At 44.6% G+C, this 22,932-nt stretch carries 29 protein-coding genes; 18 read left to right on the top strand and 11 right to left on the bottom strand.

The window, feature by feature from the left end; all coding sequences use genetic code 11:
* Positions 1-78: 78 nt before the first annotated feature.
* Both LYZ37_RS22890 and LYZ37_RS22885 read left to right on the top strand, forming a co-directional pair.
* The gene (locus LYZ37_RS22890) at positions 79-795 is read left to right on the top strand and encodes a YebC/PmpR family DNA-binding transcriptional regulator (protein WP_008074122.1); all 717 of its coding nucleotides are present in this window, start codon (positions 79-81) and stop codon (positions 793-795) included.
* A gap of 138 nt (positions 796-933) precedes the next feature.
* The gene (locus tag LYZ37_RS22885) at positions 934-2,163 is read left to right on the top strand and encodes a lysozyme inhibitor LprI family protein (RefSeq protein WP_272787767.1); all 1,230 of its coding nucleotides are present in this window, start codon (positions 934-936) and stop codon (positions 2,161-2,163) included.
* 56 nt (positions 2,164-2,219) lie between these two features.
* Here the strand turns inward: LYZ37_RS22885 and LYZ37_RS22880 are convergent, their stop codons facing one another.
* Complete coding sequence (locus LYZ37_RS22880) at positions 2,220-2,456, bottom strand: DUF2798 domain-containing protein (protein WP_272787766.1); 237 nt, start codon at positions 2,454-2,456, stop codon at positions 2,220-2,222.
* 83 nt (positions 2,457-2,539) lie between these two features.
* Between LYZ37_RS22880 and LYZ37_RS22875 the strand changes: the two genes are divergently transcribed.
* Both LYZ37_RS22875 and LYZ37_RS22870 read left to right on the top strand, forming a co-directional pair.
* A complete protein-coding gene (locus LYZ37_RS22875; protein WP_038197474.1) occupies positions 2,540-3,445 on the top strand; it encodes a LysR family transcriptional regulator in 906 nt (301 codons plus the stop codon).
* Between the two features lie 38 nt (positions 3,446-3,483).
* A complete protein-coding gene (locus LYZ37_RS22870) occupies positions 3,484-4,215 on the top strand; it encodes a glucose 1-dehydrogenase (protein WP_272787765.1) in 732 nt (243 codons plus the stop codon).
* Positions 4,216-4,262: 47 nt separating this feature from the next.
* On the opposite strand, the gene LYZ37_RS22865 is transcribed toward LYZ37_RS22870, so the two are convergent.
* On the bottom strand, positions 4,263-4,919 hold the full coding sequence (locus LYZ37_RS22865) for a cupin domain-containing protein (RefSeq protein WP_171320354.1): 657 nt from the start codon (positions 4,917-4,919) through the stop codon (positions 4,263-4,265).
* 190 nt (positions 4,920-5,109) lie between these two features.
* On the opposite strand from LYZ37_RS22865, the gene LYZ37_RS22860 reads away from it, so the two are divergent.
* Positions 5,110-5,457 carry a winged helix-turn-helix transcriptional regulator gene (locus LYZ37_RS22860; RefSeq protein WP_171320353.1) on the top strand — a complete coding sequence of 116 codons (348 nt, stop codon included), beginning with the start codon at positions 5,110-5,112 and terminating at the stop codon, positions 5,455-5,457.
* Between the two features lie 35 nt (positions 5,458-5,492).
* Here the strand turns inward: LYZ37_RS22860 and LYZ37_RS22855 are convergent, their stop codons facing one another.
* From LYZ37_RS22855 to ulaR, 3 genes are all read right to left on the bottom strand, one after another.
* Complete coding sequence (locus tag LYZ37_RS22855) at positions 5,493-6,740, bottom strand: leucine-rich repeat-containing protein kinase family protein (RefSeq protein ID WP_272787764.1); 1,248 nt, start codon at positions 6,738-6,740, stop codon at positions 5,493-5,495.
* A gap of 152 nt (positions 6,741-6,892) precedes the next feature.
* Positions 6,893-7,960 carry an L-ascorbate 6-phosphate lactonase gene (gene ulaG, locus LYZ37_RS22850; protein WP_272787763.1) on the bottom strand — a complete coding sequence of 356 codons (1,068 nt, stop codon included), beginning with the start codon at positions 7,958-7,960 and terminating at the stop codon, positions 6,893-6,895.
* 115 nt (positions 7,961-8,075) lie between these two features.
* On the bottom strand, positions 8,076-8,831 hold the full coding sequence (ulaR, locus tag LYZ37_RS22845; protein ID WP_171320350.1) for an HTH-type transcriptional regulator UlaR: 756 nt from the start codon (positions 8,829-8,831) through the stop codon (positions 8,076-8,078).
* Between the two features lie 364 nt (positions 8,832-9,195).
* Between ulaR and LYZ37_RS22840 the strand changes: the two genes are divergently transcribed.
* The 7 genes from LYZ37_RS22840 to LYZ37_RS22810 all read left to right on the top strand — a co-directional run bounded on the left by LYZ37_RS22840 (position 9,196) and on the right by LYZ37_RS22810 (position 15,216).
* Positions 9,196-10,956 (top strand): PTS ascorbate-specific subunit IIBC, encoded by a 1,761-nt coding sequence (locus tag LYZ37_RS22840; RefSeq protein ID WP_272787762.1) that lies wholly within the window; start codon positions 9,196-9,198, stop codon positions 10,954-10,956.
* Between the two features lie 71 nt (positions 10,957-11,027).
* Positions 11,028-11,504, top strand: a complete 477-nt coding sequence (locus tag LYZ37_RS22835; RefSeq protein WP_272787761.1) for a PTS sugar transporter subunit IIA — start codon at positions 11,028-11,030, stop codon at positions 11,502-11,504.
* A 9-nt stretch (positions 11,505-11,513) separates the two neighbouring features.
* Positions 11,514-12,206, top strand: coding sequence for an L-ribulose-5-phosphate 4-epimerase (locus tag LYZ37_RS22830; RefSeq protein ID WP_272787760.1), 693 nt, complete (start codon positions 11,514-11,516; stop codon positions 12,204-12,206).
* A gap of 21 nt (positions 12,207-12,227) precedes the next feature.
* Entirely contained in the window at positions 12,228-13,049 is an 822-nt protein-coding gene (locus tag LYZ37_RS22825) for a Cof-type HAD-IIB family hydrolase (RefSeq protein WP_272787759.1), read from the top strand.
* 5 nt (positions 13,050-13,054) lie between these two features.
* Complete coding sequence (locus tag LYZ37_RS22820; protein ID WP_004749371.1) at positions 13,055-13,702, top strand: 3-keto-L-gulonate-6-phosphate decarboxylase UlaD; 648 nt, start codon at positions 13,055-13,057, stop codon at positions 13,700-13,702.
* 9 nt (positions 13,703-13,711) lie between these two features.
* On the top strand, positions 13,712-14,593 hold the full coding sequence (locus tag LYZ37_RS22815) for an L-ribulose-5-phosphate 3-epimerase (RefSeq protein WP_272787758.1): 882 nt from the start codon (positions 13,712-13,714) through the stop codon (positions 14,591-14,593).
* A 200-nt stretch (positions 14,594-14,793) separates the two neighbouring features.
* A complete protein-coding gene (locus LYZ37_RS22810) occupies positions 14,794-15,216 on the top strand; it encodes a hypothetical protein (protein WP_004746289.1) in 423 nt (140 codons plus the stop codon).
* A 48-nt stretch (positions 15,217-15,264) separates the two neighbouring features.
* Here the strand turns inward: LYZ37_RS22810 and LYZ37_RS22805 are convergent, their stop codons facing one another.
* Both LYZ37_RS22805 and LYZ37_RS22800 read right to left on the bottom strand, forming a co-directional pair.
* Positions 15,265-15,642 carry a hypothetical protein gene (locus LYZ37_RS22805; protein ID WP_272787757.1) on the bottom strand — a complete coding sequence of 126 codons (378 nt, stop codon included), beginning with the start codon at positions 15,640-15,642 and terminating at the stop codon, positions 15,265-15,267.
* Between the two features lie 9 nt (positions 15,643-15,651).
* Positions 15,652-15,957, bottom strand: coding sequence for a monooxygenase (locus tag LYZ37_RS22800; RefSeq protein ID WP_272787756.1), 306 nt, complete (start codon positions 15,955-15,957; stop codon positions 15,652-15,654).
* A gap of 131 nt (positions 15,958-16,088) precedes the next feature.
* On the opposite strand from LYZ37_RS22800, the gene LYZ37_RS22795 reads away from it, so the two are divergent.
* From LYZ37_RS22795 to LYZ37_RS22775, 5 genes are all read left to right on the top strand, one after another.
* Entirely contained in the window at positions 16,089-16,982 is an 894-nt protein-coding gene (locus LYZ37_RS22795) for a LysR family transcriptional regulator (protein WP_272788407.1), read from the top strand.
* 175 nt (positions 16,983-17,157) lie between these two features.
* A complete protein-coding gene (locus LYZ37_RS22790; protein WP_272787755.1) occupies positions 17,158-17,718 on the top strand; it encodes a sugar O-acetyltransferase in 561 nt (186 codons plus the stop codon).
* 17 nt (positions 17,719-17,735) lie between these two features.
* The gene (locus tag LYZ37_RS22785) at positions 17,736-18,353 is read left to right on the top strand and encodes an NUDIX hydrolase (protein WP_272787754.1); all 618 of its coding nucleotides are present in this window, start codon (positions 17,736-17,738) and stop codon (positions 18,351-18,353) included.
* A gap of 131 nt (positions 18,354-18,484) precedes the next feature.
* Positions 18,485-18,904, top strand: coding sequence for a VOC family protein (locus LYZ37_RS22780; protein ID WP_272787753.1), 420 nt, complete (start codon positions 18,485-18,487; stop codon positions 18,902-18,904).
* Positions 18,905-19,021: 117 nt separating this feature from the next.
* A complete protein-coding gene (locus tag LYZ37_RS22775; RefSeq protein ID WP_272787752.1) occupies positions 19,022-19,294 on the top strand; it encodes a DUF134 domain-containing protein in 273 nt (90 codons plus the stop codon).
* Between the two features lie 7 nt (positions 19,295-19,301).
* On the opposite strand, the gene nqrM is transcribed toward LYZ37_RS22775, so the two are convergent.
* Positions 19,302-19,496 carry a (Na+)-NQR maturation NqrM gene (gene nqrM / locus LYZ37_RS22770; protein ID WP_004747401.1) on the bottom strand — a complete coding sequence of 65 codons (195 nt, stop codon included), beginning with the start codon at positions 19,494-19,496 and terminating at the stop codon, positions 19,302-19,304.
* A complete protein-coding gene (locus tag LYZ37_RS22765; RefSeq protein ID WP_272787751.1) occupies positions 19,493-19,918 on the bottom strand; it encodes a NifB/NifX family molybdenum-iron cluster-binding protein in 426 nt (141 codons plus the stop codon). Before LYZ37_RS22765 ends, nqrM begins: the two co-directional genes overlap by 4 nt.
* A 299-nt stretch (positions 19,919-20,217) precedes the next feature.
* Here LYZ37_RS22765 and LYZ37_RS22760 point away from each other — a divergent pair, with 299 nt between their 5' ends.
* Positions 20,218-21,549 carry an MFS transporter gene (locus tag LYZ37_RS22760; protein WP_272787750.1) on the top strand — a complete coding sequence of 444 codons (1,332 nt, stop codon included), beginning with the start codon at positions 20,218-20,220 and terminating at the stop codon, positions 21,547-21,549.
* A gap of 64 nt (positions 21,550-21,613) precedes the next feature.
* Here LYZ37_RS22760 and LYZ37_RS22755 read toward each other — a convergent pair whose 3' ends face one another.
* The gene (locus LYZ37_RS22755; protein WP_272787749.1) at positions 21,614-22,303 is read right to left on the bottom strand and encodes a DNA alkylation repair protein; all 690 of its coding nucleotides are present in this window, start codon (positions 22,301-22,303) and stop codon (positions 21,614-21,616) included.
* Positions 22,304-22,366: 63 nt separating this feature from the next.
* A complete protein-coding gene (locus LYZ37_RS22750) occupies positions 22,367-22,924 on the bottom strand; it encodes an SOS response-associated peptidase (RefSeq protein WP_272787748.1) in 558 nt (185 codons plus the stop codon).
* Positions 22,925-22,932: the final 8 nt, after the last annotated feature.

Below are 22,932 nucleotides of genomic sequence, written 5' to 3'. Positions count from 1 at the left end.
CTGCAAGGCGAGAAATTGAAATGTGCTCGCTTTTTGCTAAAATCCTTCGCGTTAAATTGAATTAGAGAGAACATCCCGATGGGAAGAAGTTTTGAAGTGCGCAAAGCCTCAATGGCTAAAACTGCTGGCGCAAAAATTAAAGTTTATTCCAAATACGGTAAAGAAATTTACATGTGCGCGAAAAATGGCGGTGCAGACCCAGACATGAACTTGTCTCTTAAGCACCTGATCGCAAAAGCGAAAAAAGACCAAGTTCCTGCACACGTTATCGACAAAGCGATCGATAAAGCAAACGGTGGTGGCGGTGAAGACTACGTTCCTGCGCGCTACGAAGGCTTTGGTCCTGGCGGCACAAGCGTCATCGTTGATTGTCTAACTGACAACGGTAACCGTACTTTCCAAGATGTACGCCAGTGTTTCGTTAAAACAGGTGCGAAAATTGGTGTTGAAGGTTCTGTTTCACACATGTTTGATCACCAAGCAGTATTCCAGTTCAAAGGCGACGATGATGAAATCATTCTAGAAACGCTGATGATGGAAGACGTAGATGTGACTGACGTTGAACTTGAAGATGGTGTGATTACGGTTTTCGCTCCTCACACTGAGTTCTTCAAAACTAAGACTGCTCTAAACGGTGCGTTCCCAGACCTGACTCTTGATGTAGAAGAGATCACTTTCGTACCTCAAACTCACACGCCAGTTGCGGGTGAAGATGCAGAGAAATTCCAGAAGTTCTTAGACCTTCTTGATGACTGTGATGACGTTCAGCAGGTTTACCACAACGCTGAGCTGTAATCGCTAAGCGCTGCAAATCAGATAAACTAAAAAGGGATCGATTCGATCCCTTTTTTTGTTTTCGCGTGTTAAAAATAGGGCTGATACCAAACTCGAAAGAGCATTCATTCTGCTCACTCTGTTATTGAAGGACCAATGATGAATAAATTTATTCCGATTGTACTGGGTTGTAGTTTGGCGTTTTCAACTGCTTCTACTGAGCTGGATCTCGTGACGAAAGCGCAGCAGCTCTACGAAGCAGGCGATACAAAAAAAGCGCAGACTTTGTTTACTCAGGCGGCTGAGCAGGGCAATGCTGAAGCGCACTTTAGACTTGCTTACCAATACACTTTAACGGATGAACAGAGTGTCTACCATTTGCAGCAAGCTGCGGCGCATGGTCATCAAGAGGCACTAAAATACTATCTAGATAAGGTCTTTTTCCGCGCAGGCAGCATTAGAATGTCTGACCCTAAAAGCGCTCTAGAGACTTACTATCAAGCCAAACAGAAAAATCCTAGCTTGACCCTCTATGATGAACAAGAAAAGGTGCAAGTACTGACCTATGCCGCCGAAGTCCCCGAGCGTGACCCTGATGCGTTCTTTAAAACTTATCAGGTAGAAGATGAAGACGGAGATTGGCCCTTCTACGATGTATGGGAGTTAGCTGAACAAGCTTCAACAGAGGGAAGTAAGTTTGGTAAACCCGATCCAGAACTTGTGTTTTGGTTGATCACGCGTGGTGGTGATGTGCCAGCAGAGCTCTCATTTGCGGTGACCGATTACTATAAGCATTGGAAAAATGATCAAGCGGTGCCTTTTAACCTTTGTCATTACGTGACCAGTGGCGCGGGGGCAGGGTATTGCGCTGATAGGGATGCCGTAGAGCAGGAGAAACGTCGCCAAAGTGAGCTTTCCGCATTAACTGAAAAACTGCCTGAGGAGAGCCTAGCTCTGTTGAATCTCGCCTATAAAGAGATGGAAGATTATGTCACGCTCAAAGCGCAGCAAGAAGAAATGCATGGTGGTACGGGGCGTACTGCTTGGATAATAGACTCGATTCAATCGCAGAAGGATCTTTACCTTTCAACGCTAGATAAAGCTATTCAGGGTGATATAGAGACAGTTTCCACTTCACTCAGTGAAACAGATAGCCAGTTAAATGCAACCTATAAAAAGTTAATGAGTGCGCTTAAATTGCCATCTGAAGACTATGCGATGCCAAAACCACAAGCTGATGATGTAAGAGAAGTGCAAAGACAGTGGATTAAACATCGCGATGCGACATGTCGCTTTATCGCGTCAGTCGAGCCACAGTTAAAAGAGCAATGCCTCAACTGGATAACGGCTCAACGAGAGCAAGAATTGCAAGGTATTATCACGCCATAGTGGCACCAACAAATATGACAAGGGGACATGAGGTCCCCTTTTTGTTTTTTAACGCTTTAAGCTTGCGAGACAGCGCTCGCACCTGCTAACCAGTTAGACAACTTTCTAATTTGCGGTAAGACAGTCAGGTTAAGTGTTAGCGCTGCTGGCCATGCCAGAAGAAAGCTATCTAGCCAAATTGCTGGCCACTCGTGACTAAAACCCAATTTATAGCCAGAAATTAATCCCGACATAATGATGGCCATGGTCAAAGACGAAAGCAGGGCGGAAATCCAAAAATGTTTGCGGCTCATAAATTCTCCTCTTCTTGTTGTTGTTCTGATGTATTTAAGGATATAACTATCCAATAGTGAAAAAAATAAGCAGGTATAGAAGTATGAATTCCATATTTGGAAACATGGATGATCTCTATTTGTTTTGTAGTGTGGTGGAAGAAGGGTCTTTGCTGTCGGCTTCTAAAAAGCTTCAGCTTCCTGTTTCGACCATGTCACGCCGCTTATCTGCGCTTGAACAGCGCCTCAATACGCGATTATTGGAAAAGAAGGGCAGAGAGCTAGTTGCAACACAAAGTGGCTCAGAAGCCTTTGAGTTGCTTAGGAGTGGCATGGAATCGGTCGAATCTGGCTTCGGACAAATGCTTTCTGATACACAAGAAGTATCGGGTAAGATAAAGCTCGCTATTCCACACAACTTTTATCGAGCCTTTGTGGGGGAGGTGGTCGAGCAGTTTTTGGTTGATTATCCCAAAGTATCGCTCGACTTGGTGCTTAGCCAAGAGCAAGCAGTACCGCAGACTGACCGAGATTTGTTGATCACCTTCGATTTGGCAGAGATGAATGACATGATCGCCAGACCTTTATTTAAAGCTCGCCATGCCTTTTTTGCCAGTCCTGAGTACTTAACCAAAGTGGGGGAGGTTAACGATCTTGCCTCTTTGAGTCAGCTTGACTGGGTCAGCGTTGATCATGCTTTAGATATTTCCGTGTATGAGCAAGAGCATCTGGTTGATGTGATGAGCGTGAAACCTAAGCTGATCGTGAATGATATTTTGGCTGTATGTGGCGCGGTAGAGAAAGGTTTGGGCGTGGCATCGTTGCCTTTCAGACATGTGCATAAAGGGATGAACTTAGTTAGGGTATTGCCTCAGTATCAACGCAGTGTTAGACAAGCCTACTTGGTTTATAAGCAAAGGCGCTATCAACCTAAGGCGCTGAGTTTGTTGGTAGAGAGGTTAATGGCTGGCGTAGAGAAGATGCAAGAACCAACGGATTTTACACTGTAAAGTCACCTCAATTGGAATTGAAGAGTAAAGGAAATCAAATGGATAAAGTGGTTATTGTAACGGGAGCGGGTAGGGGAATTGGCGCTGAAACCGCAAAACTTCTTGCCAACCAAGGCTATGCTGTTGCGGTCAATTATCTTAAAAACCACCAGCGTGCTGATGAAGTGGTAGAGCAGATTGTTTCTACAGGTGGAGAGGCATTCGCGATTCAGGCTGATGTTTCAGACCAAGCGCAAGTTGAAGCTATGTTTGCCCAAGTTACCCAGCGCTATGGCACAGTCACTCATTTGGTGAACAATGCAGGTATTCTGTTTACTCAATCAACCTTGAGTGATATTGACCTAGAACGATTCAAGAAGGTAATGGACGCCAATGTCATAAGCTGCTTTTTGTGCTGTAAGGCGTTTATCAATCAGCTTGATAGTAATGGCTCTATCGTTAACGTCTCTTCTGCCGCATCAAGAACAGGAGCGCCATTTGAATATGTAGACTACGCAGCCTCTAAAGGCGCGATGGACTCGTTAACCAAAGGACTGTCACTTGAGCTTGCGTCACGTAATATACGTGTCAATGGTGTCAGACCAGGCTGTATTTACACAGAAATGCACGCCGATGGGGGTGAGCCAGGACGAGTAGATAGGCTTGGGCCACAACTTCCACTAGGCCGTGGAGGAACGGCATTAGAAGTGGCGAACTCTATTGCTTGGCTACTGTCTGACGAGGCGTCGTTCGTGACAGGCTCTTTTATCGATATAGCGGGTGGTCGATGATCGCTTTTTAACAAGGGCATTCGTTAAGCCGATGCCCTTACATTGAGTTAAACGACTAGTGGCAAATGGCCTGTCTTCACTAGGATCACGGTTTCTTGTTCGACATAAGGAAAGTGCTCACTCATATGCGGGCTGCGTATCCAGCAACCTTGTGGATATTGCCCGTGTTCATCGGAGAATTTGCCACTGAGAACAAGGATTTCTTCGCCACCAAAATGCTTATGTGGTTGAAACCTTTCTCCGGCTGGCCATTTAACTAAGGCAACATGCTCATGCTCAAAGTCATGCAGGGGCATCACTTCAAGCCCACCAATCCCCGCAAGCCATTGCTGTGTGTTTGTATTGACTCGTACTGTCGCACTATCGCGTGCATCAAATTGATTTAGCTTGACTAAGATAACGCAGCCTTTGTCGCTAAATGGAGCGTGGCTACTGCCCGGAGGATTACGTAAATAAGTTCCTGCTGGGTAATCGCCATTTTCATCGGAGAACACCCCCTCTAATACAAAGATCTCTTCACCCATTGGGTGAGGGTGGGTTTTAAACTGAGAACCTGCTTCATAGCGCACAATACTTGTCGTATGACCTGATTCTGCTTCCTCACGTTCGAGTGGTTTACGCCAAACACCTTGGGCAGGGCTGGCGATCCAAGGCATAGACTGAGTATCAATCACGACTCGCTCAGCAAAATTCATATTGAGCATACTTTTCTCCTTCCCGTTACTTGTTCAATTTAAGGCAGTGTTATCGGTATCAAGTAATGGGTTTATTTAGATAAGAATATTCCAGTTTCTTATCGTTTTGGCTATTTTGTTGGTACTTATACTATCCATATACCAAGGAGTTAGATAGTAAGTACTAACTGGTGGGGTAGGTACTTATTGGTACATCTTTATGAATAACAAAGAAAAAAAATTTCCGAGGAAAGTCGCTCCTCAAAGCAGTGCACGGATGGTCGAAACCATCTATGGCTGCAAATGGTCACTAACGGTTTATCAATTGCTTGCTGCAGGCATCAATCGTCCTGGAGAGATGGTACGTAGTGTTGAAGGGCTGTCGACTAAGGTGCTAAACCAATGTCTAAAGCGTAATGTCGAGTTCGGTATTCTAGATAAAGTGGTTTACAACGAGTTGCCGCCAAGGGTGGAATATCAGGTGACGGATTTTGGGGAGAAGTTTCTCGCCGTACTTGAGCAACTTGAAGCGCTTCAGCAAGAAATTGACCGTGATATAGAGCGCTAATAAACATGGAATACTAGCGCTCTTTGTAAAGTAGTTTAGCCAGTGATTAGGGCGAGGTTCTTTAAGCTTTTGTAGGCCGCAGTTTGCGTTTCAATCGGCTTACACACCGAGAGTAGATCATCAATAAAGTGCCCCAAAGCGCGGGCTTCAATCTTTCTAATACCGCGTTGTTGGGTTTCGGTTAAGTAGTCGTAGACTGATGCGGCGCCAAAATCGCCAAATATCATCTCACCTTGTTCATTGATCAACACATTGTGCGCGTAGAGGTCACCATGACATACCTTGTTATCGTGTAGGTGATTAAACACATCCATCATCTGGTCAACAATCTTTTCAATCTGACTGACCGAAAGGGTGAAGTCTTGCTTAAAAACATCTCGTGTACAGGTTTGTAATGTTGGTGGTAGACCAAGATTGAAGTAGCTATCTGGGATTAACTCCATCACCAAGGCAAGGTGATTATCCTCGTTTACTTGAGCGATAGATTTCACAAGGTTGTTGTGGTGACCTGTTTGCAGGCAAGCTTGCAGCTCATCGCAAGGATAGCCATCACTGGTTACATCCCCTTTAAACACTTTTACCGCAACATTGGTTGGGAAGTCGAAATTGGCATCAATCCAATCCGCGTGAGAGATCACTCCAGATGCCCCTTGCCCTAAAACATGATTAAGCTTGTAAGCACTTGAAGCAACTTGTGGAACACTCTCTTCAAGGTCGGTTCTTTCACAGAAAGGGTTGCCTGCAAAAGCCATCCACGCCAGTTTAGGAAGTTCAAGTAGTACGCTAGGGAAGCACTCAAGTTGATTTGCTGATAGGCGCACTAACTCCAAGTTGAGCAACTGGCTAAAGCTGTTGGGTAGTGATGCCAGTTTGTTACCCGCCAAGGCTAATTTCTGCAGGCGCGGGCGGTAGCCCAAAGATTCTGGCAACTTAGCTATTTGGTTATCGGTCAAAATTAACCAACGTAGTTGCTCTGGTAATGACTCTTCGGCGACACGAACGATCTGGTTGCTTTTGAACCCAACCATTTCTAGCTTTTCACAACGTCCGAGAACAAGTGGAAGGCGTGTGAAACGGTTATTGGAAGCAAACACTATTTTAAGTTGCTTTAATTCAGTGAGCCATTCTGGCAGTTCACTTAAAAGGTTGTTCGAAACATCGAGAATTTCCAGCGTATCAGCTAAGGCTAAGATCTCTTGTGGTAACTCGGTTAATTGTTCAGAAAGTTGAAGACGCTGAATGCCTGCAAGCTCTCCGCTTTTAAGTTGTTCTACTGTGTGCAAACTGACTGCCTATAGTTGCTCGTGAATGGTAAAAGAGCGCGTATTCTACGCAGGTTGGCAACAAAAGGCGAGGTGAGTGTTAGGTGAGTATTAGGTCCGATTATCAAAAAAGCCGAGTGGATAAACACTCGGCTTGGCAGGCATGGATAAGGTTATAGGAACGCCTTATAAGGCAGTTCTGGTTCATTTTTAAAGATGTCTTTGAAACCACGGAAGTGTTGATAATGCATGCGCCCTTTGTCAGTTGGGTAAGTGTACTTACCGCCAACCTGCCAGAAGAACGGAGCAAAGTTGTATTGGAGACGATCTTTTTTCATGTTCCATAGTACTTCAATCTCACGAGGATCATTTTGGAAGTTAGCCCAGATGTCGTGGTGGAACGGCATGACAACTTCACAGTCAAGAGACTCAGCGGCTCTAAGGATATCCGATGAAGTCATTTTATCAGTAACACCACGAGGGTTTTCGCCGTAAGACAACAATGCAACATCAATTTGGTACTCGTTACCATGTGATGCGTAGTAGTTTGAGTAGTGTGAGTCACCAGAATGATAAACAGAACCACCCGTTGTTTCGATTAAGTAGTTGACGGCACGTTTGTCCATTCCATCCAAGATCTCTTTATCGTATGACGATGTGCCTTCTGGAAGTGTTACTAGTGCTGTGCGGTCAAATGAGTCGAGAACGCGGATCTTCATGTCACCCACTTCTAATACATCACCAACTTTTGCTACCACACAACGCTCTTCTGGAACGCCCCAGCCCATCCATAGGTCGACACAAGCTTGTGGGCCGATGAACTTAACGTGCTCAGGGCAGTTTTGTAGCACAGCTGCAGCAACGTTAACGTCGATATGATCGGCGTGATCATGAGAGGCAAGTACAGCATCGATTTCTTTGATCGCAAATGGGTCGAGTGGGAAAATCGCTGTACGCAAGTTTGGTTGAAGGGCTTCTACACCGCCCATACGCATCATTTGATGTTGGTTTTTCATGAACGCATTCTTTTGCGTTTTCTTACCTGTACCACACCAGAAGTCGATCGAAATATTGGTATTGCCTTCGCTCTTAAGCCAGATCCCTGTACACCCTAGCCACCACATAGAGAATGTATTTGGTTCTACAACAGTATTTTCGATCTCTTCATTTAGCCATGTACCCCACTCAGGGAAAGTGCTTAAGATCCAAGAATCACGGGTTATTTCATTCACTTTGCTCATAACAGTACCTTTAATTTCACGATATTTGATTTATTTGGGATGTAGGGAGCTAAGCGTCTTAATGCGAGATTAAGACACTGAGCAATTTGTTGTGTTAATTATCTATTTGGCGGCGTTAAACCAGAATGACTTGTGTGCCTTGAGCTTCAATGGCTTTGACAACGTCAGGGTTGGCATCTTTACCGGTTATAACGATATCAATCTTGCTCGCTGGGCAGAAAACCATTCCTGTTCTTTGGCCCACTTTCGAGCTATCCACGACTACGACTAACTTATCGATTTGCTCAAGCATCTGTTGCTCAGCTACTGCAGTAAGCATGTCTGCTTTATAAAGCCCCGCTTCAGTTAAGCCTTTGCCAGAAGTAAACATCCAGTTACCCGCGTACCCACCCAACGAATCAGGAGCAGGGTTAAGAAAGATGTTTTGCGCTTTATTGTATTGGCCACCAATAATGATCACATCGTCATGATCTTCATTGATTAGATAGCTCGCCAATGGAAAGTAGTTGGTGACAATCTGTACATCTTGGCCACACAGCTTTTGGCCCAGTAAAAATGCGGTTGAACCACAGTTGATGACCACGCTATCGCCCGAGTCGCACAACTCAGCGGCACGTAAGGCTATAAGAGACTTCTCTTCATAGTGCTCAGTACTGTTGATGTTTAGTGGTGACCACTTTTTCTTTTGGCTCTCAATACGCTCAGCACCGTTACGAATTTTACGTAATTTGCCCAACTCATCGAGCTTTGAAATGTCGCGACGAGCTGTCGCAGGAGAAACATTAAAGCTGTTGATGATATGCGAGACGTTGATCGTCCGATTTTCTTCTAATAACGACAAGATACCGTCGTGTCTTTGTACTTCGTTCATTCTTATCACCTTTTCAAGTGTTGTGATTACTTGGTGATTGCTTGTGATTTGTTTTGATTCTAATAATCATCAGTTTGATTGTCAAATAACCATGAAACAAAAATATCTTATAAATCACAAATAATTATAAGTTACTGATTTTTATGTGTTTAGTGGTTTTTGGTGTGATCGGTGACCCAAAAACAGCCATTGAATGAGGGCAAAATTGATAAAAATCAAAATAATCACAAATGAGCATTGAATGATTACTTTTGATTGTTAAAGTTTAATTCGTGAGCAAAAGAGAGCGTATTTCACACATTAAGTTGAAAACGTTCTGTCCTACGAACCAAATAAAATTACAAATACTATTAGGGGTAAAGATATGGAGTTCTTATACGACATCTTCTATATATTTTACAGCCAAGTAATGACCAAAGCCCCCTTGCTGCTTGGTCTCGTTACTTTTATTGGCTATTGGCTGCTGAGACGCGATCCTACGACGATAATCAAAGGCTCAATCAAAACGATTGTTGGCTTTATGCTAGTCCAAGTTGGTGCGGGCACATTGGTTAAGGGGTTTAAACCCGTCATTGAAAAGTTGTCGGAATATCATGGATTGACGGGATCCGTTATTGACCCATATACAACCATGATGGCGACGATGGAAAACATGGGAGATATGTATTCCTGGGTTGGCTATGCAGTACTGCTAGCGTTAGGCATTAACATTCTCCTCGTCCTTTTCCGCCGCTTCACTGGCATTCGCACCATTATGCTGACTGGGCATATCATGTTCCAACAGGCAGGTTTGGTTGCTGTTTTCTACTTCATCCTTGGCGCTTCAATGTGGGAGACCATCCTATATTCAGCAGTGTTAATGGCGCTGTATTGGGGTATCTCTTCCAATATCATGTTCAAGCCTACTGAGGAAGTAACGGGTGGTGCTGGTTTCTCTATCGGTCACCAACAGCAGGTTGCTTCTTGGATCGCGACTAAGGTTGCACCAAAACTTGGCGATAAGAACGATAGTGTAGACCATATCGAACTGCCTAAATGGCTGCATATCTTCCATGACAGTATCGCTGCAACAGCGATCGTTATGACGGTTTTCTTTGGCATTATCTTGCTGTCGTTTGGCCTAGATAACCTACAAACAATGGCGGGTAAAACGCACTGGACAATCTACATCCTAGAAACAGGCTTAAAGTTTGCTGTAGCGATTCAAGTTATCGTTGCTGGTGTTCGCATGTTCGTTGCTGAACTGTCCGAAGCGTTTAAGGGCATTTCTGAACGCGTGATTCCAAATGCAGTATTGGCAATCGACTGTGCTGCGATCTACGCGTTTTCTCCTAACGCTATGGTATTTGGCTTCATGTGGGGTGCTATTGGTCAATTCCTTGCTGTTGGCGCGCTGCTACTTGCTGACTCTCCAATCATGATCATTCCTGGTTTCATTCCAATGTTCTTCTCGAACGCAACAATTGGTGTGTTCGCTAACCACTTTGGTGGCTGGAAAGCGGTTATGAAGATCTGTTTCGTGATGGGCATTATCGAAGTGGTTGGCTCTGCTTGGGCTATTCAGCTGATTAGCAATCATGGTGTGGAATTCAGTGGTTGGATGGGTATGGCAGACTGGGCTCTAGTATTCCCACCTATCTTTGCCGGTATCTCAATGTCAAAAGCCTTCTTCTGGGTATTGGTCGCACTGTCTCTGGTATACATGTTCTTTGCGTCCAAACAGCTTCGAGCAGAAGAAGATGCGCAAGGCGTTGTTTCTGTTACAGAAGAACCTGAAGTGATTGAAGCGGTAGAGCAAGCAATCAAAGCGAGTGACGGTGTTCGCCCAGTAAGCATCTTAGCGGTATGTGGTAATGGGCAAGGTTCTTCAATGATGATGAAGATGAAGATTGGTAAATACCTAGAGAAAAAAGGTATCCCTCATGTCATGGACTCATGTGCGGTATCTGACTACAAGTCTAAGCTTGCGTCGACTGACATCATCGTCTCATCGAAACACTTATCTGCTGAAATGGAGCCAGGCGAAGGAAAGTTTGTCTTGGGTGTACAGAACATGCTCAATCCGAACTCTTTTGGTGATGAGTTATTAGACATCATCGATAAGAACTTCGCTGGAGCAAAGTAACCTCTATATAAAACAACCAATAACAATAACTAAGTGCCAGTTATGGCTGGCACGTTACTGGAGATAGAACAATGGGTTTTAAGCAATCACTGATCGACAACAACTCAATCAAACTACAAGCTTCTGCTTCTAATTGGCGTGAAGCTATCACCATTGGTACAGACATGCTGACCGCATCCGGTGCGATTTTGCCAAGCTACCATGAGGCGATCATCAATAGTGTAGAAAAACTTGGTCCTTACATCTGCATTGCACCTAACTTAGCACTGCCACACGCTCGTCCAGAAGATGGCGTAATTCGAACGGCTTTTGCGCTCGTTACTCTTGAAGAGCCAGTGTTCTTCGAAGGTGAAGATGAGCCTGTTGATGTACTGATTACGTTAGCTGGCAGCTCTTCTGATGAGCATATGGAAGGCTTAATGGAAGTGACCACCGTACTTGATGACGAAGATAGTGAAACGGGCGTTGATCTTAACAAGTTGCGCCGCTGCCGCACTAAGACTGATGTGTTTGACGTTATTGATGAAGCACTAGCAGAAATGGCGTAAGGAGAAACTATGTATAGCGCACTAAAACAACGTGTCTTCGAAGCCAATCTCAAGCTGCCAAAATACGGCTTAGTGACATTCACCTGGGGAAATGTTTCGGAAATAGATCGCGAACTTGGTGTATTGGCAATCAAACCTTCCGGTGTTGAGTACGATGCCATGACCGCAGACGACATGGTTATCGTGGATTTAGAAGGCCAAATTATTGAAGGGAAACTAAATCCTTCGAGTGATACAGCGACGCATATTGAAATCTATAAAGCGTTTCCAGAGGTTGGTGGCGTAGTGCACACTCACTCACGTAGTGCCACTATCTGGGCGCAGGCTGGGATTGATATTCCTGCACTCGGTACGACTCATGCCGACTACTTTTACGGAGATATTCCCTGTACCCGTAAGTTGTCTCACGATGAAATTTCAGGGGCGTATGAGAAAAATACTGGGCTCGTCATCATTGAAGAGTTCAAGCAACGCGGCATTAAGCCTATGGCAGTTCCTAGCGTGATTGTGGCAGGGCATGCGCCATTTTCTTGGGGCAAGAACTCGAATGATGCGGTTCACAATGCCGTAGTACTGGAAGAGATTTCGGCAATGGCGCTGGCAACTCGCTCGCTGAATAGTGGCATTAAAATTCAGCCAGAGCTCTCTGACAAACACTACCTGCGTAAACACGGTGAAAATGCTTACTACGGCCAGCGTTAATCTTTGTTGGAGGAAGAGCCCATGTACAAGGTATTAGCATTAGATTTAGATGGAACAGTGCTGACAGATGAACACACGATCCATCCTGAAGTTAAACGCGCGATTAAAGAAGCCAAGCAACATTGCAAAGTCGTCATGGTAACAGGGCGTCATCATACTGCTGCTAGGCCTTATTACTACGAGCTTGAACTAGACACTCCAATCATCTGCTGTAACGGCACGTACGTCTATGACTATGCCAATGAGAAGGTTCTAAAGCAGAACTCTATTGATAAGGAAGATGTGCAGATATTTATTGAGTTGGCGCGTGAGTTTCAAGTCAAGATGGTGATGTATATTTCTGACGCCATGACTTACTCCAACTACAACCCGATAACTTACATGCAAGCTTTGGAAAGCTGGGCTAAAACTGCACCAAAAGCCCACCGTCCGAAGATATACAAGGTTGACTCATTCAGTGAAACAGCAAAACAGACAGAGCATGTATGGAAGTTCGTTGTTGAGGGGTGCCCAAGCTCTGTGGAGAGATTGTTGGAACACCCTTGGGTTGAGCGACAGTTCAACGGCGAGCGCTCTTGGTCAAACCGAATTGACTTTGCCGCAAAAGGAAACAGCAAGGGCCTCCGTCTTGCTGAATATGTCTCTGAACTTGGTTACCACGCAAATCATGTGATCGCAGTTGGCGACAATCACAATGATATCTCAATGCTTCAATACGCCAATTTAGGTGTCGCAATGCGCAATGCCGACGACACCGTAAAGTCACACGCCAAACTCGTGTGCTCGACAGATAACAATCAAGATGGCTTGGCCCGTCTAATACGTGAAAAAATTAAAGGATAACGATAATGACAAAACCAATGATTCAAATCGCCCTAGACCAAACTAATTTACCTGCAGCCATTGAAGTGGCGAACAATGTTGAAAGCTTTGTTGATGTGATTGAAGTGGGCACTATCCTCGCATTTGCTGAGGGCATGAATGCGGTTTCGACTCTGCGTGCTAATCACCCTGATCATATTTTAGTGTGCGATATGAAAACGACAGACGGCGGAGCCATTCTAGCCAAAATGGCCTTCGAGGCGGGAGCTGATTGGATTACTGTTTCCGCTGCCGCACATATTGCAACTATAGAAGCGTGCAAGAAAGTCGCGGATCAGCACAAGGGCGAAATTCAGATTGAGATCTACGGTAACTGGACAATGGCAGACGCTCAAGCTTGGGTTGATTTAGGTGTCTCACAAGCTATTTATCACCGCTCTCGTGACGCAGAGTTGGCAGGAGTTGGCTGGACCGAACAAGATTTGGAAAAAATGCGTGCCTTGTCTGAACTCGGTCTAGAGTTATCTATCACCGGCGGTATCGTGCCTGAAGACCTTTACCTATTTGAGGGTATCAAGGCCAAAACTTTTATTGCGGGTCGAGCTCTAGCGGGTGAGCAGGGTAAGCAAACCGCTGAAGCACTTCGTGCCCAAATTGACCGCTTCTGGAATTAGGAGTCGTCTATGTATCAAAATCTTCAACGCCACCGAGTCGGTTTGTATGAAAAGGCCCTACCTAACGAGCTAAGTTGGGAAGAAAAGCTTAAAACGACCAAAGAGCTAGGATTCGATTTTTTAGAGATCTCTGTGGATGAATCTGACGAACGTCGCAGCCGCTTAGATTGGGATGATGAAACCATTTATGCTCTGCGTCACCAGTGCGAACGTTATGGGGTTCCTCTTCAATCGATGTGTTTAAGCGCTCATCGCAAATACCCGTTCGGCTCAGCTGATCCTGACACTCGCGAGCAAGCCTTACTGCATATGGAGAAAGCGATCTCATTGGCATACAAACTAGGCGTGCGTACGATTCAGCTAGCAGGCTATGATGTCTATTATGAGCCAGCCAATCAAACGACTCACCAGCGGTTTATTCAAGGAATGAAGCAGTCAGCGAAGCTAGCTGAAAGAGCCGGTGTCATGCTTGCTGTCGAGATCATGGATACCGACTACCTGAATTCATTGAGTAAATTTGAGGTATTAAGCCGAGAGGTCGATTCTCCTTATTTTACGGCTTACCCTGACGTTGGCAACATCTCTGGTTGGAACTATGATATCGTAGCTGAGCTGAAATTGAGTAAACCACACATCACTCAAATTCACCTTAAGGACACCTATCGAGTGACTTCAGATTATAAAGGGCAATTTCGCGATTTGGTTATCGGCGAAGGCGAGGTCGATTTCAACTCGATATTCGATACCCTCAAGAAGACAGAATGCGTCGTCCCTTTGGTCATTGAAATGTGGGCTCAGGATGATAATTGGAAACAGAATATTCTCACTGCTCAGCGTCGATTAAATCAAGCTTGTGATCATGCTGACTTGCCAAAGCTATTTGCAGCTTAGCATTGAATAAAGGTGCCTAGCACAAGGGCATCATGCTCCGGCGCTTAATCAGAGCGCCTTTCATCCCCTTTTATGGGATAGTGCAGTGCAAGCCCCCCGTATTGCGCTGCACATTTTCAATCGAATGCATAAGATTTGACTTCAAGTCTGAGTTGGAGCACAGTTGCGCTGACTTTCCTATCTATAAGCTGCATACAAGAATGAAACTGCTTCACTTACAACTGTTTTGGTACGAAAAACACCACACTCTACTGGAGATGGAAGATCTACCAAGCTTAACTCCTACCCAAGAACAAGAGCTAAAAGAGTGGGTGAAACAGCGCCGTAAAATTCTAAGTTATGAAGTCCATCAACAGACTTGGGTAAAAGTAAATGTTGATGGCTTTGCCTCACAGATCAGGCTCAACCCAAACGGTACTTTGTCGGAGAAAGATCTCTTCAGTGACAAATCACTTCAGGGCTTGTGGAAAGTGATGGAAGGCTTCTTGTTTATAAAAGTCATAAGTGGTGAGTTTATTGTTGAGTATCAAATCGTTGGCAGTAACCTAGAAAACATTCACTGCGGAATCGAATACATCAACGGTAAAGTTAGCACTTACAGTAAGTTTATCGTGACGAAATAGGACAACTTTGGGCGTAGCTTTTAGACCATGCCCAAAGTGCCACTGTTTTCAATTCTTTTGGGCTCTCAGCTGCCAATAGCTTAATAGTGACAACAGAGCGAAGAAGGCCGGATCGCTCCAACCGAAGCCGACAAAGATCCCTATAAATCCAGCATAGCCAGTTATTGCGACACCGAGAAGGTTGGTGACAAGCAGCGCTTTGAGTAGCTGTTGCATTGTCTCTTTGTGCTCTATTGATCTTAGAAACAGGCTTACTGCCGCTACGCCTCCGAGAAAGATACTTGTGTGCTGTGACAGGAAGTAAGCGTACTTATCGTTAATCTCAACGCCATACATTGGCCACATTATGGCTGGCAGAAAAAACAGTGCGAATGCAAACACAGTGTAGATGCTGCCGTGTAAGGTTAAAAACAGTCTGTTCGTCATAGTGGTTCCTTACAGGCCAACTGGCCCACGATTGATTTCAGTCAGTGGCTGATTGATGTCAAAAATAACGCCACGTACTTCTGCTACGCCCATTTCTTTCAGTCTCGCAGCATGCATGTCTAGGTAATTTTGTGCGCTGACCTCATCTTGGAAAAGGTAGATACCACCACCTAGCTTTTCAGATTCTTTTTCCGTCCAGATTTTCCAGATCATGCCGGGCTCTTGATTAATTGACTCCGCTAGACCAACCAATGCTTTAGACATCTCTTCGCCCATAGGACCATGATATTCAAAATCGACTTGTAGTAATTTCATCTTAGTTTCTCCGATTGCTGTCTGTTGTGAACGCGTGTTGCTGTTCGATGGAGATATTGTTGTCTATATAAATTGAACAGAAAAGTTCATAATATTGTGTATAAATGTCTAAAAAACTGACAGGTAATGCGATGAGGCTGAAAAGTACCCTTGAGCAATGGGTTACGCTGAAAGAAGTGGATCAGGCAGGCAGTATTCAAGCCGCGGCTTCGGCTTTAAACAAAAGCCATACAACTCTGATTTACTCGATCAAAAAGCTTGAAGACCAACTGGGCGTTAAGCTGGTGGAGGTTAAGGGAAGACGTGCCACAGTCACAGAGCATGGCCGTTCATTGCTTAGAAGGGCGAGCAGTATGCTTGAACAGGCAAGAGATCTGGAAGACTTAAGCCAACAAATCTCAGCGGGTGTCGAGTCACAGATTACAGTCGCGATGGATCACCTTTGCGACCCAAGCCTGCTCTATCAACCGATGGCAGAGTATCTTAGTCGAAACAGTATTACCTCGATTCAAGTAGTAGAGACATCTTTATCTAAAACGGCCGAAATGGTGACCACCGAGCAAGCTGATATTGCGATTATTACTTTGCCGGTGACCAATTACCCGGCTCAAGCTTTTTCGATGACGAGTATGTTGCCCGTTGTCTCAAGTAAGCACCCACTAGCAAGTCAAAGTCAGGTTTGTATGGCGGATTTTGCCACTCATTGCCAAGTTGTCATTCGCGATCTGGGGGCTACTCAGGTTGAGAACAAAGAGCAAAATGTCGGTTGGCTAAAAGCGAATCAGCGGATAACCGTTGATAATTTTGATCATGCATTTCGAGCGGTGGAGCAAGGCGTCGGTTTTTGCCGTTTACCAGAGCACATCATTAAGTTAAGAAACACTGGTCAGCTTAAGGTGCTTAAAGTCGAGCACAATGAAAGGTATCAAGTCCCGCTGCATATTACGCTTCCTAAGGGAGCCAAAACCGGTCCAGCCGCCAAATGCTTCTATGAGTTGTTATTATCGAAATCGGCTAAAGGCTAATCTTAACCTTTGAAAGCATAACAGTGAGTAATTACTTACAACCACCTGTTTACGTCGATATGACGCAAAAAGTGACCTATCACACGCTGTGTTAATTTAGTGATTTAATCTTTTTATAAGCTGACATTGGTATGCGATATTTCGATGGTTATTTTAAGATTGACTGGTAAGTGATATGAGAAGCGAAAAAGAGAAAATGCTCGCTGGCGAGCCATATGATGCGTGGGACAAAGAGCTATACAACGAACGAATTGAATGTCGTAAAGTTCTGCAAAAGCTCAACAATAGTATTCCAGATACCCAAGAGTGGCGCAGCGCGATTGATACGTTGATCCCTGACTCTAAAGACGCGTACCTAGAACCTCCATTTCGTTGTGACTATGGCTCGAACATAAAACTCGGCAAAAACTTCTACGCTAATTTCAACTGCGTGGTGTTGGATGTGGCTGAAGTTCATATCGGTGATAACGTCCTCTTTGCCCCTAACGTACAAATCTACACCGCAGGTCACCCGCTCGACGTGAAAGGTCGTGTGGAAGAAGGCGTCGAATTTGGTACACCGATTACTATTGGCGACAATGTTTGGCTTGGCGGTGGTGTGATCGTCTGCCCTGGCGTTACTATCGGTGAAAATAGTGTGGTTGGAGCGGGAAGTGTTGTGACCAAAGACATTCCAGCTAACGTTGTCGCAGCAGGTAACCCGTGTCGAGTGATTAAACCTATCGAACAGCAATAAGCAAAACGGAGTCTCCAATGCAACCATGGCTGAATTGGGCAAAGCAGATTAAAGCGATCTCACAAGCGGGAGAAAGCTACGGTCATGATAAGTATGATTTAGAGCGCTACCAGCAACTTGACCACATTGCTCATCAGATGTTCGCGCACTTAAGCGATGCGCCTGTTGCTGCAGTAGAGAAGCTGTTTATCCCAGAAAGCGGATACCCGACACCTAAGATAGATTTGCGTGCTGGAGTCATCAAAGATGGCAAGATACTGTTGGTTCGAGAGCGTGAAGATGATTGCTGGACTTTGCCTGGTGGATGGGGCGATGTGTGCGAAACACCCAAGCAAGGTGTCGTTCGCGAAGTTCTCGAAGAATCTGGCTTTGTGGTTGAGAACCCGCGGCTTATTGCAGTAAAAGACAGAGCCGTCCACAATTATCAGCCTGAGTATCCATTTCATATCTATAAGCTGTTTTTTCTATGTGATTTCGTGTCTGGCGAGCCAACGACCAATATCGAAATCTCAGAGATCGATTTCTTCTTACCCGAACAATTACCACAACTTTCACAAGGGCGAGTGCTGCCTGAAGATATCGCAATGATCTTTGAATACTTCCGCTGTCCTGATAAAGCGATTTACGTCGACTAGAGGAAGTGGTTTTACGTATGTAAGTATCCAATAAACATTGTTTTGAATTAAATGAAAAAAGTTCTTTACCTCAACCTTAGTTGAGGTTTTAGCATGCTTTTTGTTGGCTAGGAATTGATAAGGAGAAAACAATGATTCAACTAGAGCATGTTAATTTAGTGGTTAAGGACATCCCTGAGATGTTGAAGTTCTATCAAGCGGCATTTCCACATTGGTCGGTGCGAGATGAAGGACAAGGAGAGTGGAGTGGCAAACCGAGAAACTGGCTGCATTTTGGCGATGAATACCAATATATTGCAATGAGTGACCACGGTGAAGGAAACAATCGAGAACTGGCTGGTCATCAGGTAGGACTAGCCCACTTTGCTTATGTCACCAATAACATTGATGCGGTGATCGGCCGATTGGTTGAAGCGGGTTATCCTATCGCAAAACCGGGCGCTGAAGAACCTTACCGTAAAAATGTCTATTTCGTTGATCCTGCAGGATTTGAGATTGAGTTTGTTGAATACCTAACCGACGATCCAAAACTGCGTAATTTATCGAGTTAAAGTACTCCCTTAACTAGCGGCCTACAGTCGCTAGTTTCCAGCTGCATGGTTTCTTATGCGCTCCCTTGTTACAATCTTGCGTTATTCAAACTGGATTTTTACCTCTGGATACTCAACATGGCTCGTCCTAAGAAACATCGTCACATCTGCACTCATGCAGCTCATGCTTTTTACAAACCCAATGGTGTGACTATGGATGAGTTACAGATTGTTGAGCTATTGCCGGATGAACTAGAAGCACTGAGACTTGCCGATCAAGAAGGACTGAATCAGATTGATGCCTCCGTGCAAATGCAGGTGTCGCGCCAAACGTTTGGAAACATCATTAAACGCGCTAGGCAAAAGGTTGCTAGCAGCATCATCCAAGGTCATGCCCTAAAACTTCAATAGACTTGAGCTACTCAGGCTCTTTGATTTGATAAAGTGTTCGCTTTGTCCCTTCGCACACATCTTTGCAGTCGCATTCCCTAGTGATGTTTAGTTTCGATAACCCACCGCAACTGCCTTGAATTGGTCGGCGAGAGAACATCACTCCGATCGCCATTAAGGCAATAAAGCTCACGAAAATAAGTACTGTAAGTAGTAACGTCATCGTCTAATCCTCCGGATTGAACGCCAGTTTGGTTGCGACGGTGCCAAAGCGAGAGTGGCGTTGTTTTTGCCACAAGCTTTTTTCTTTGGTGATATTCGACCGTAATCCAAACTCTCTACTGCAATCAGCTCGGCAAAATTGATGCTGTGCACATCTTGCTTCGCTTTTGTGGCTAACACTTTAACTTTAGATTGAAACAGCCCTTTGAGCATATTTTGGCCAATGTTTCTCACTACAACAACATCTACTTTGTAACTAGCGATAACCTGTTGCCACTTTTTCTTGGCACTACAACAAGATTCATCCTTAGAGATAGAGAGGTACTGTGTTTGCCGCGTGATGGAATCAATGATGGCGATTTGCTGGCAGCGAGAGAAGTGATTACTTACCACATTGTTAATACAAGGAATTGCGTAGATCATGCTGGCTCCAAAACTCATTGAAATTTAGAGCACTATAGCGATTTATTATTGGCATATGCCAATAATAAAGTTGAATTCTTAGTTATCATATTTCGGTTAGTTGCTATCGTTTAGCGAAACTTCTTAGTTACGTAATGTAGCTGCTTTACAGTGTAAAATCTCAAGTAGGGAGGTTGTCTAATAATGGAATCTGTTTATCGCTTGATGTGTTTGACTTGGTCAACTTAGTAAAGATTCTAGAGTCCAATCAAAAAAGGGTATATACATAATCTTATGTTATACAAACTGCTGAGTATTCAATGACTCTCAAAGAAATTCTTCAAATCCGCAACGTTCGCAGCTTCTTAATGTTTCGCAGCAGCTACTTTGCGCGCTTTTACTATCCAGTCTTCACTTTACTCTACTTAGATTATGGTTTGACCCTTTCCCAGTTTGCCATGCTCAATGTCGTTTGGGCGGCAACCATCGTTCTAGCAGAAGTACCATCTGGAGCATTTGCCGATACTCTAGGGCGTAAAAAGCTGGTGGTGCTGTCCTCAATTGTCATGTTTATAGAAATCGCCATGATCGCCTTTGTTCCGACTGGCAATTCCACCTTAGTCTTCATGGTGTTTTTGGTAAACCGGGTCTTGAGCGGTTTAGCTATGGCATTGGCCAGTGGTGCCGATGAAGCACTGGCTTATGACACGCTTAAAGAGCAGGGAAAAGAAGATCTTTGGCCGCGAGTGTTGCAGATTCAGTTACGTATCGCTTCAAGTGTCGGCATAGTTGTGACCTTGGTAGGCGCTGCAATGTACGACGTTAACTTTATGGCTTCTGTCTATCATCTACTGGGGTTCTCAGCGCCAGAAACGACTCAGGATATAATGCGCATACCTGTTTATGCGACCTTGTTTGTTGCTCTTATCGCTATGTACGCGGCATTTAGCATGAGGGAAGAGAGGAAGACGTTGCCAAGTGACAGCGGTAAGTTGGCAACAACAATCGCGAGCCTTAAGCTCACCATGAATACGGGTAAGTGGGTTCTTTCAACCCCCTATGTTCTGTTTATTCTGCTTTACTACAGCCTGTTTGAGCACACTTCACGGATGTTTTTAACCATGAACAGTCAGTACTATCGAGCGATTGATATCCCCATCATCTACTTCGGGTTGATTGGCGCGGGGGTAAGTTTGCTGCAAATAGTATTAGCGGGGCAAAGTCGAAAGTTGGCAGAAAGTATCGCTCCGAGAAGGTTTATTGCCATTATGGGCATCGCGACGATGGCGACCTATTATTGGATTAGCTTAGGCTGGTCAATTTACGGGGTGATTCCGGCGTTGCTATTAATCTTCATCATAATGACGATGAATATCTTCATTAGCAACCACCTCAACAAAAACACCGAATCACACAACCGAGCCACAGTATTGAGCTTTAAAGGGCTGATGTTTAATCTTGGCTATGGGATGATTGGTATTTTGTACGCTTACTACTACAAATTACTGTCGAAAAATTATAGCCAAGAGCAGATAGAGCAACACATCGACTTCATTGCCGCTCTTTCTTCATTCTTCTACTACTTTACGTTTTTGTTTGTCGTGATCAGCTTGTTTTTCTATGTGAAGGACAAGAAAAAGCCGATTTTCTAAGCCGAATAGAGCGTTGAATCTAGCAAGGCAGAAGTGCACTCAAGCTCCATATTAGAGTAACGAGTTAACTGTTTGCCTTGCTGTTTTTATCGAGCCATTTAAGCCCTTCTCGTTTTGCCAAACCACTAATGTCTTGCTGAGCAATAAATTCGACGACGGCTGTGGCGTTAGTTTTTGAGTACTCCCTTAACGCCCAACCAATGGCTTTCTGAATAAAGAACTCGTTGTCGGTTTGATTCTCTTTTATGGTTTCAAACAATCGCTTTTCATCGGTCTGTTGCTTGAATTTTAGTTGGTAAAGTATCGCTGTACGCCTTAACCAAATGTTGTCTGAATGACGCCAACGCTCTAAGTATTCGAGAGTTTGTTTGGGGTGATTGCTAAAGAGAGCTGCAGCGATATGTGTGGCGAGCATGTCTACCGTGTCCCACCAAGATTTGCTTGTGATCAGCCATTCCAACTCAGTTAAAAAAGTCGCGGGGAGCAGCTTTTTACGTTTTATCAGTAAGTCGACGGCGACCATTTGAAACTCACGCTCTGGCAGCTGCCAAAGCTCCTTCACGATGACGGAGAGCTCTTTATCCGAGGGCAGTTGCTGCTTAGCGAACAACGATTTTAATGCCTCTCTTCTTTGGGTTGATTGAATACCATAGAACTGAAATTGGCCGCGCATGTAGGATTTCATTTGCAGCGCGTTGTCATGGTTGGCTAAGGGCTCTAACGCTGTTTTTACTGACGCATTCCAAGGGTGCATGATAATAGGGCTCCTTTTGGTGGTGAGAGCTTGAGCAAAATCTACACGGTGAGTTTATGGAGGCTAGCTTATCGTTAATGATTGATTGTATTCAATATTTAATAAAGCGTGAGCTTGCTCTGCGGTTCCTGTCACCCAGTTGAGAACATGGTTTGCGTCAATCATTAGCGGCATGCGGTGATGATATTGAGCGCATTGCGAATTGGGTTTCGTGGTGAGTGTGACGACTTTTGAGTTGTTTTCGAGTGCGATAGCTGCCATGTACAGAGCTCCTTTGTTTGGCTGCTCAAATAGATATCTCACCTTTCGTCCTTGTTCCTCACGACACTCATACCAGCCACTGCATGGGACAATCACTCGACTGAACTGAAACGAACTGGCAAAGGTGGGCTTTTGTGAAACAGTTTCTGCTTGGGCGTTAATGATAACTCGCTTTGCCCAGTCAGGCTTAATGCCCCAAGCGAGGTTACGCTGTTGTAGCTTGCTACCATCACTGGCTAAACAAGCCACCTGTTCTGTTGGACGTAAATCGTTGTTGCTATGAGTATTAAAATTTAAGCCAAGCTGTTCACAGACGATATTACACAAGGGATCGTCGATGACATTGAGTCTTCCGCACATTGCTTCCA

Origin of the sequence: Vibrio tubiashii (genome assembly GCF_028551255.1) — a bacterium.
GTDB lineage: Bacteria > Pseudomonadota > Gammaproteobacteria > Enterobacterales > Vibrionaceae > Vibrio > Vibrio tubiashii_B.
Note: the sequence above shows the minus strand (reverse complement) of the source record. Positions and strands in the feature narration are given on the sequence as shown.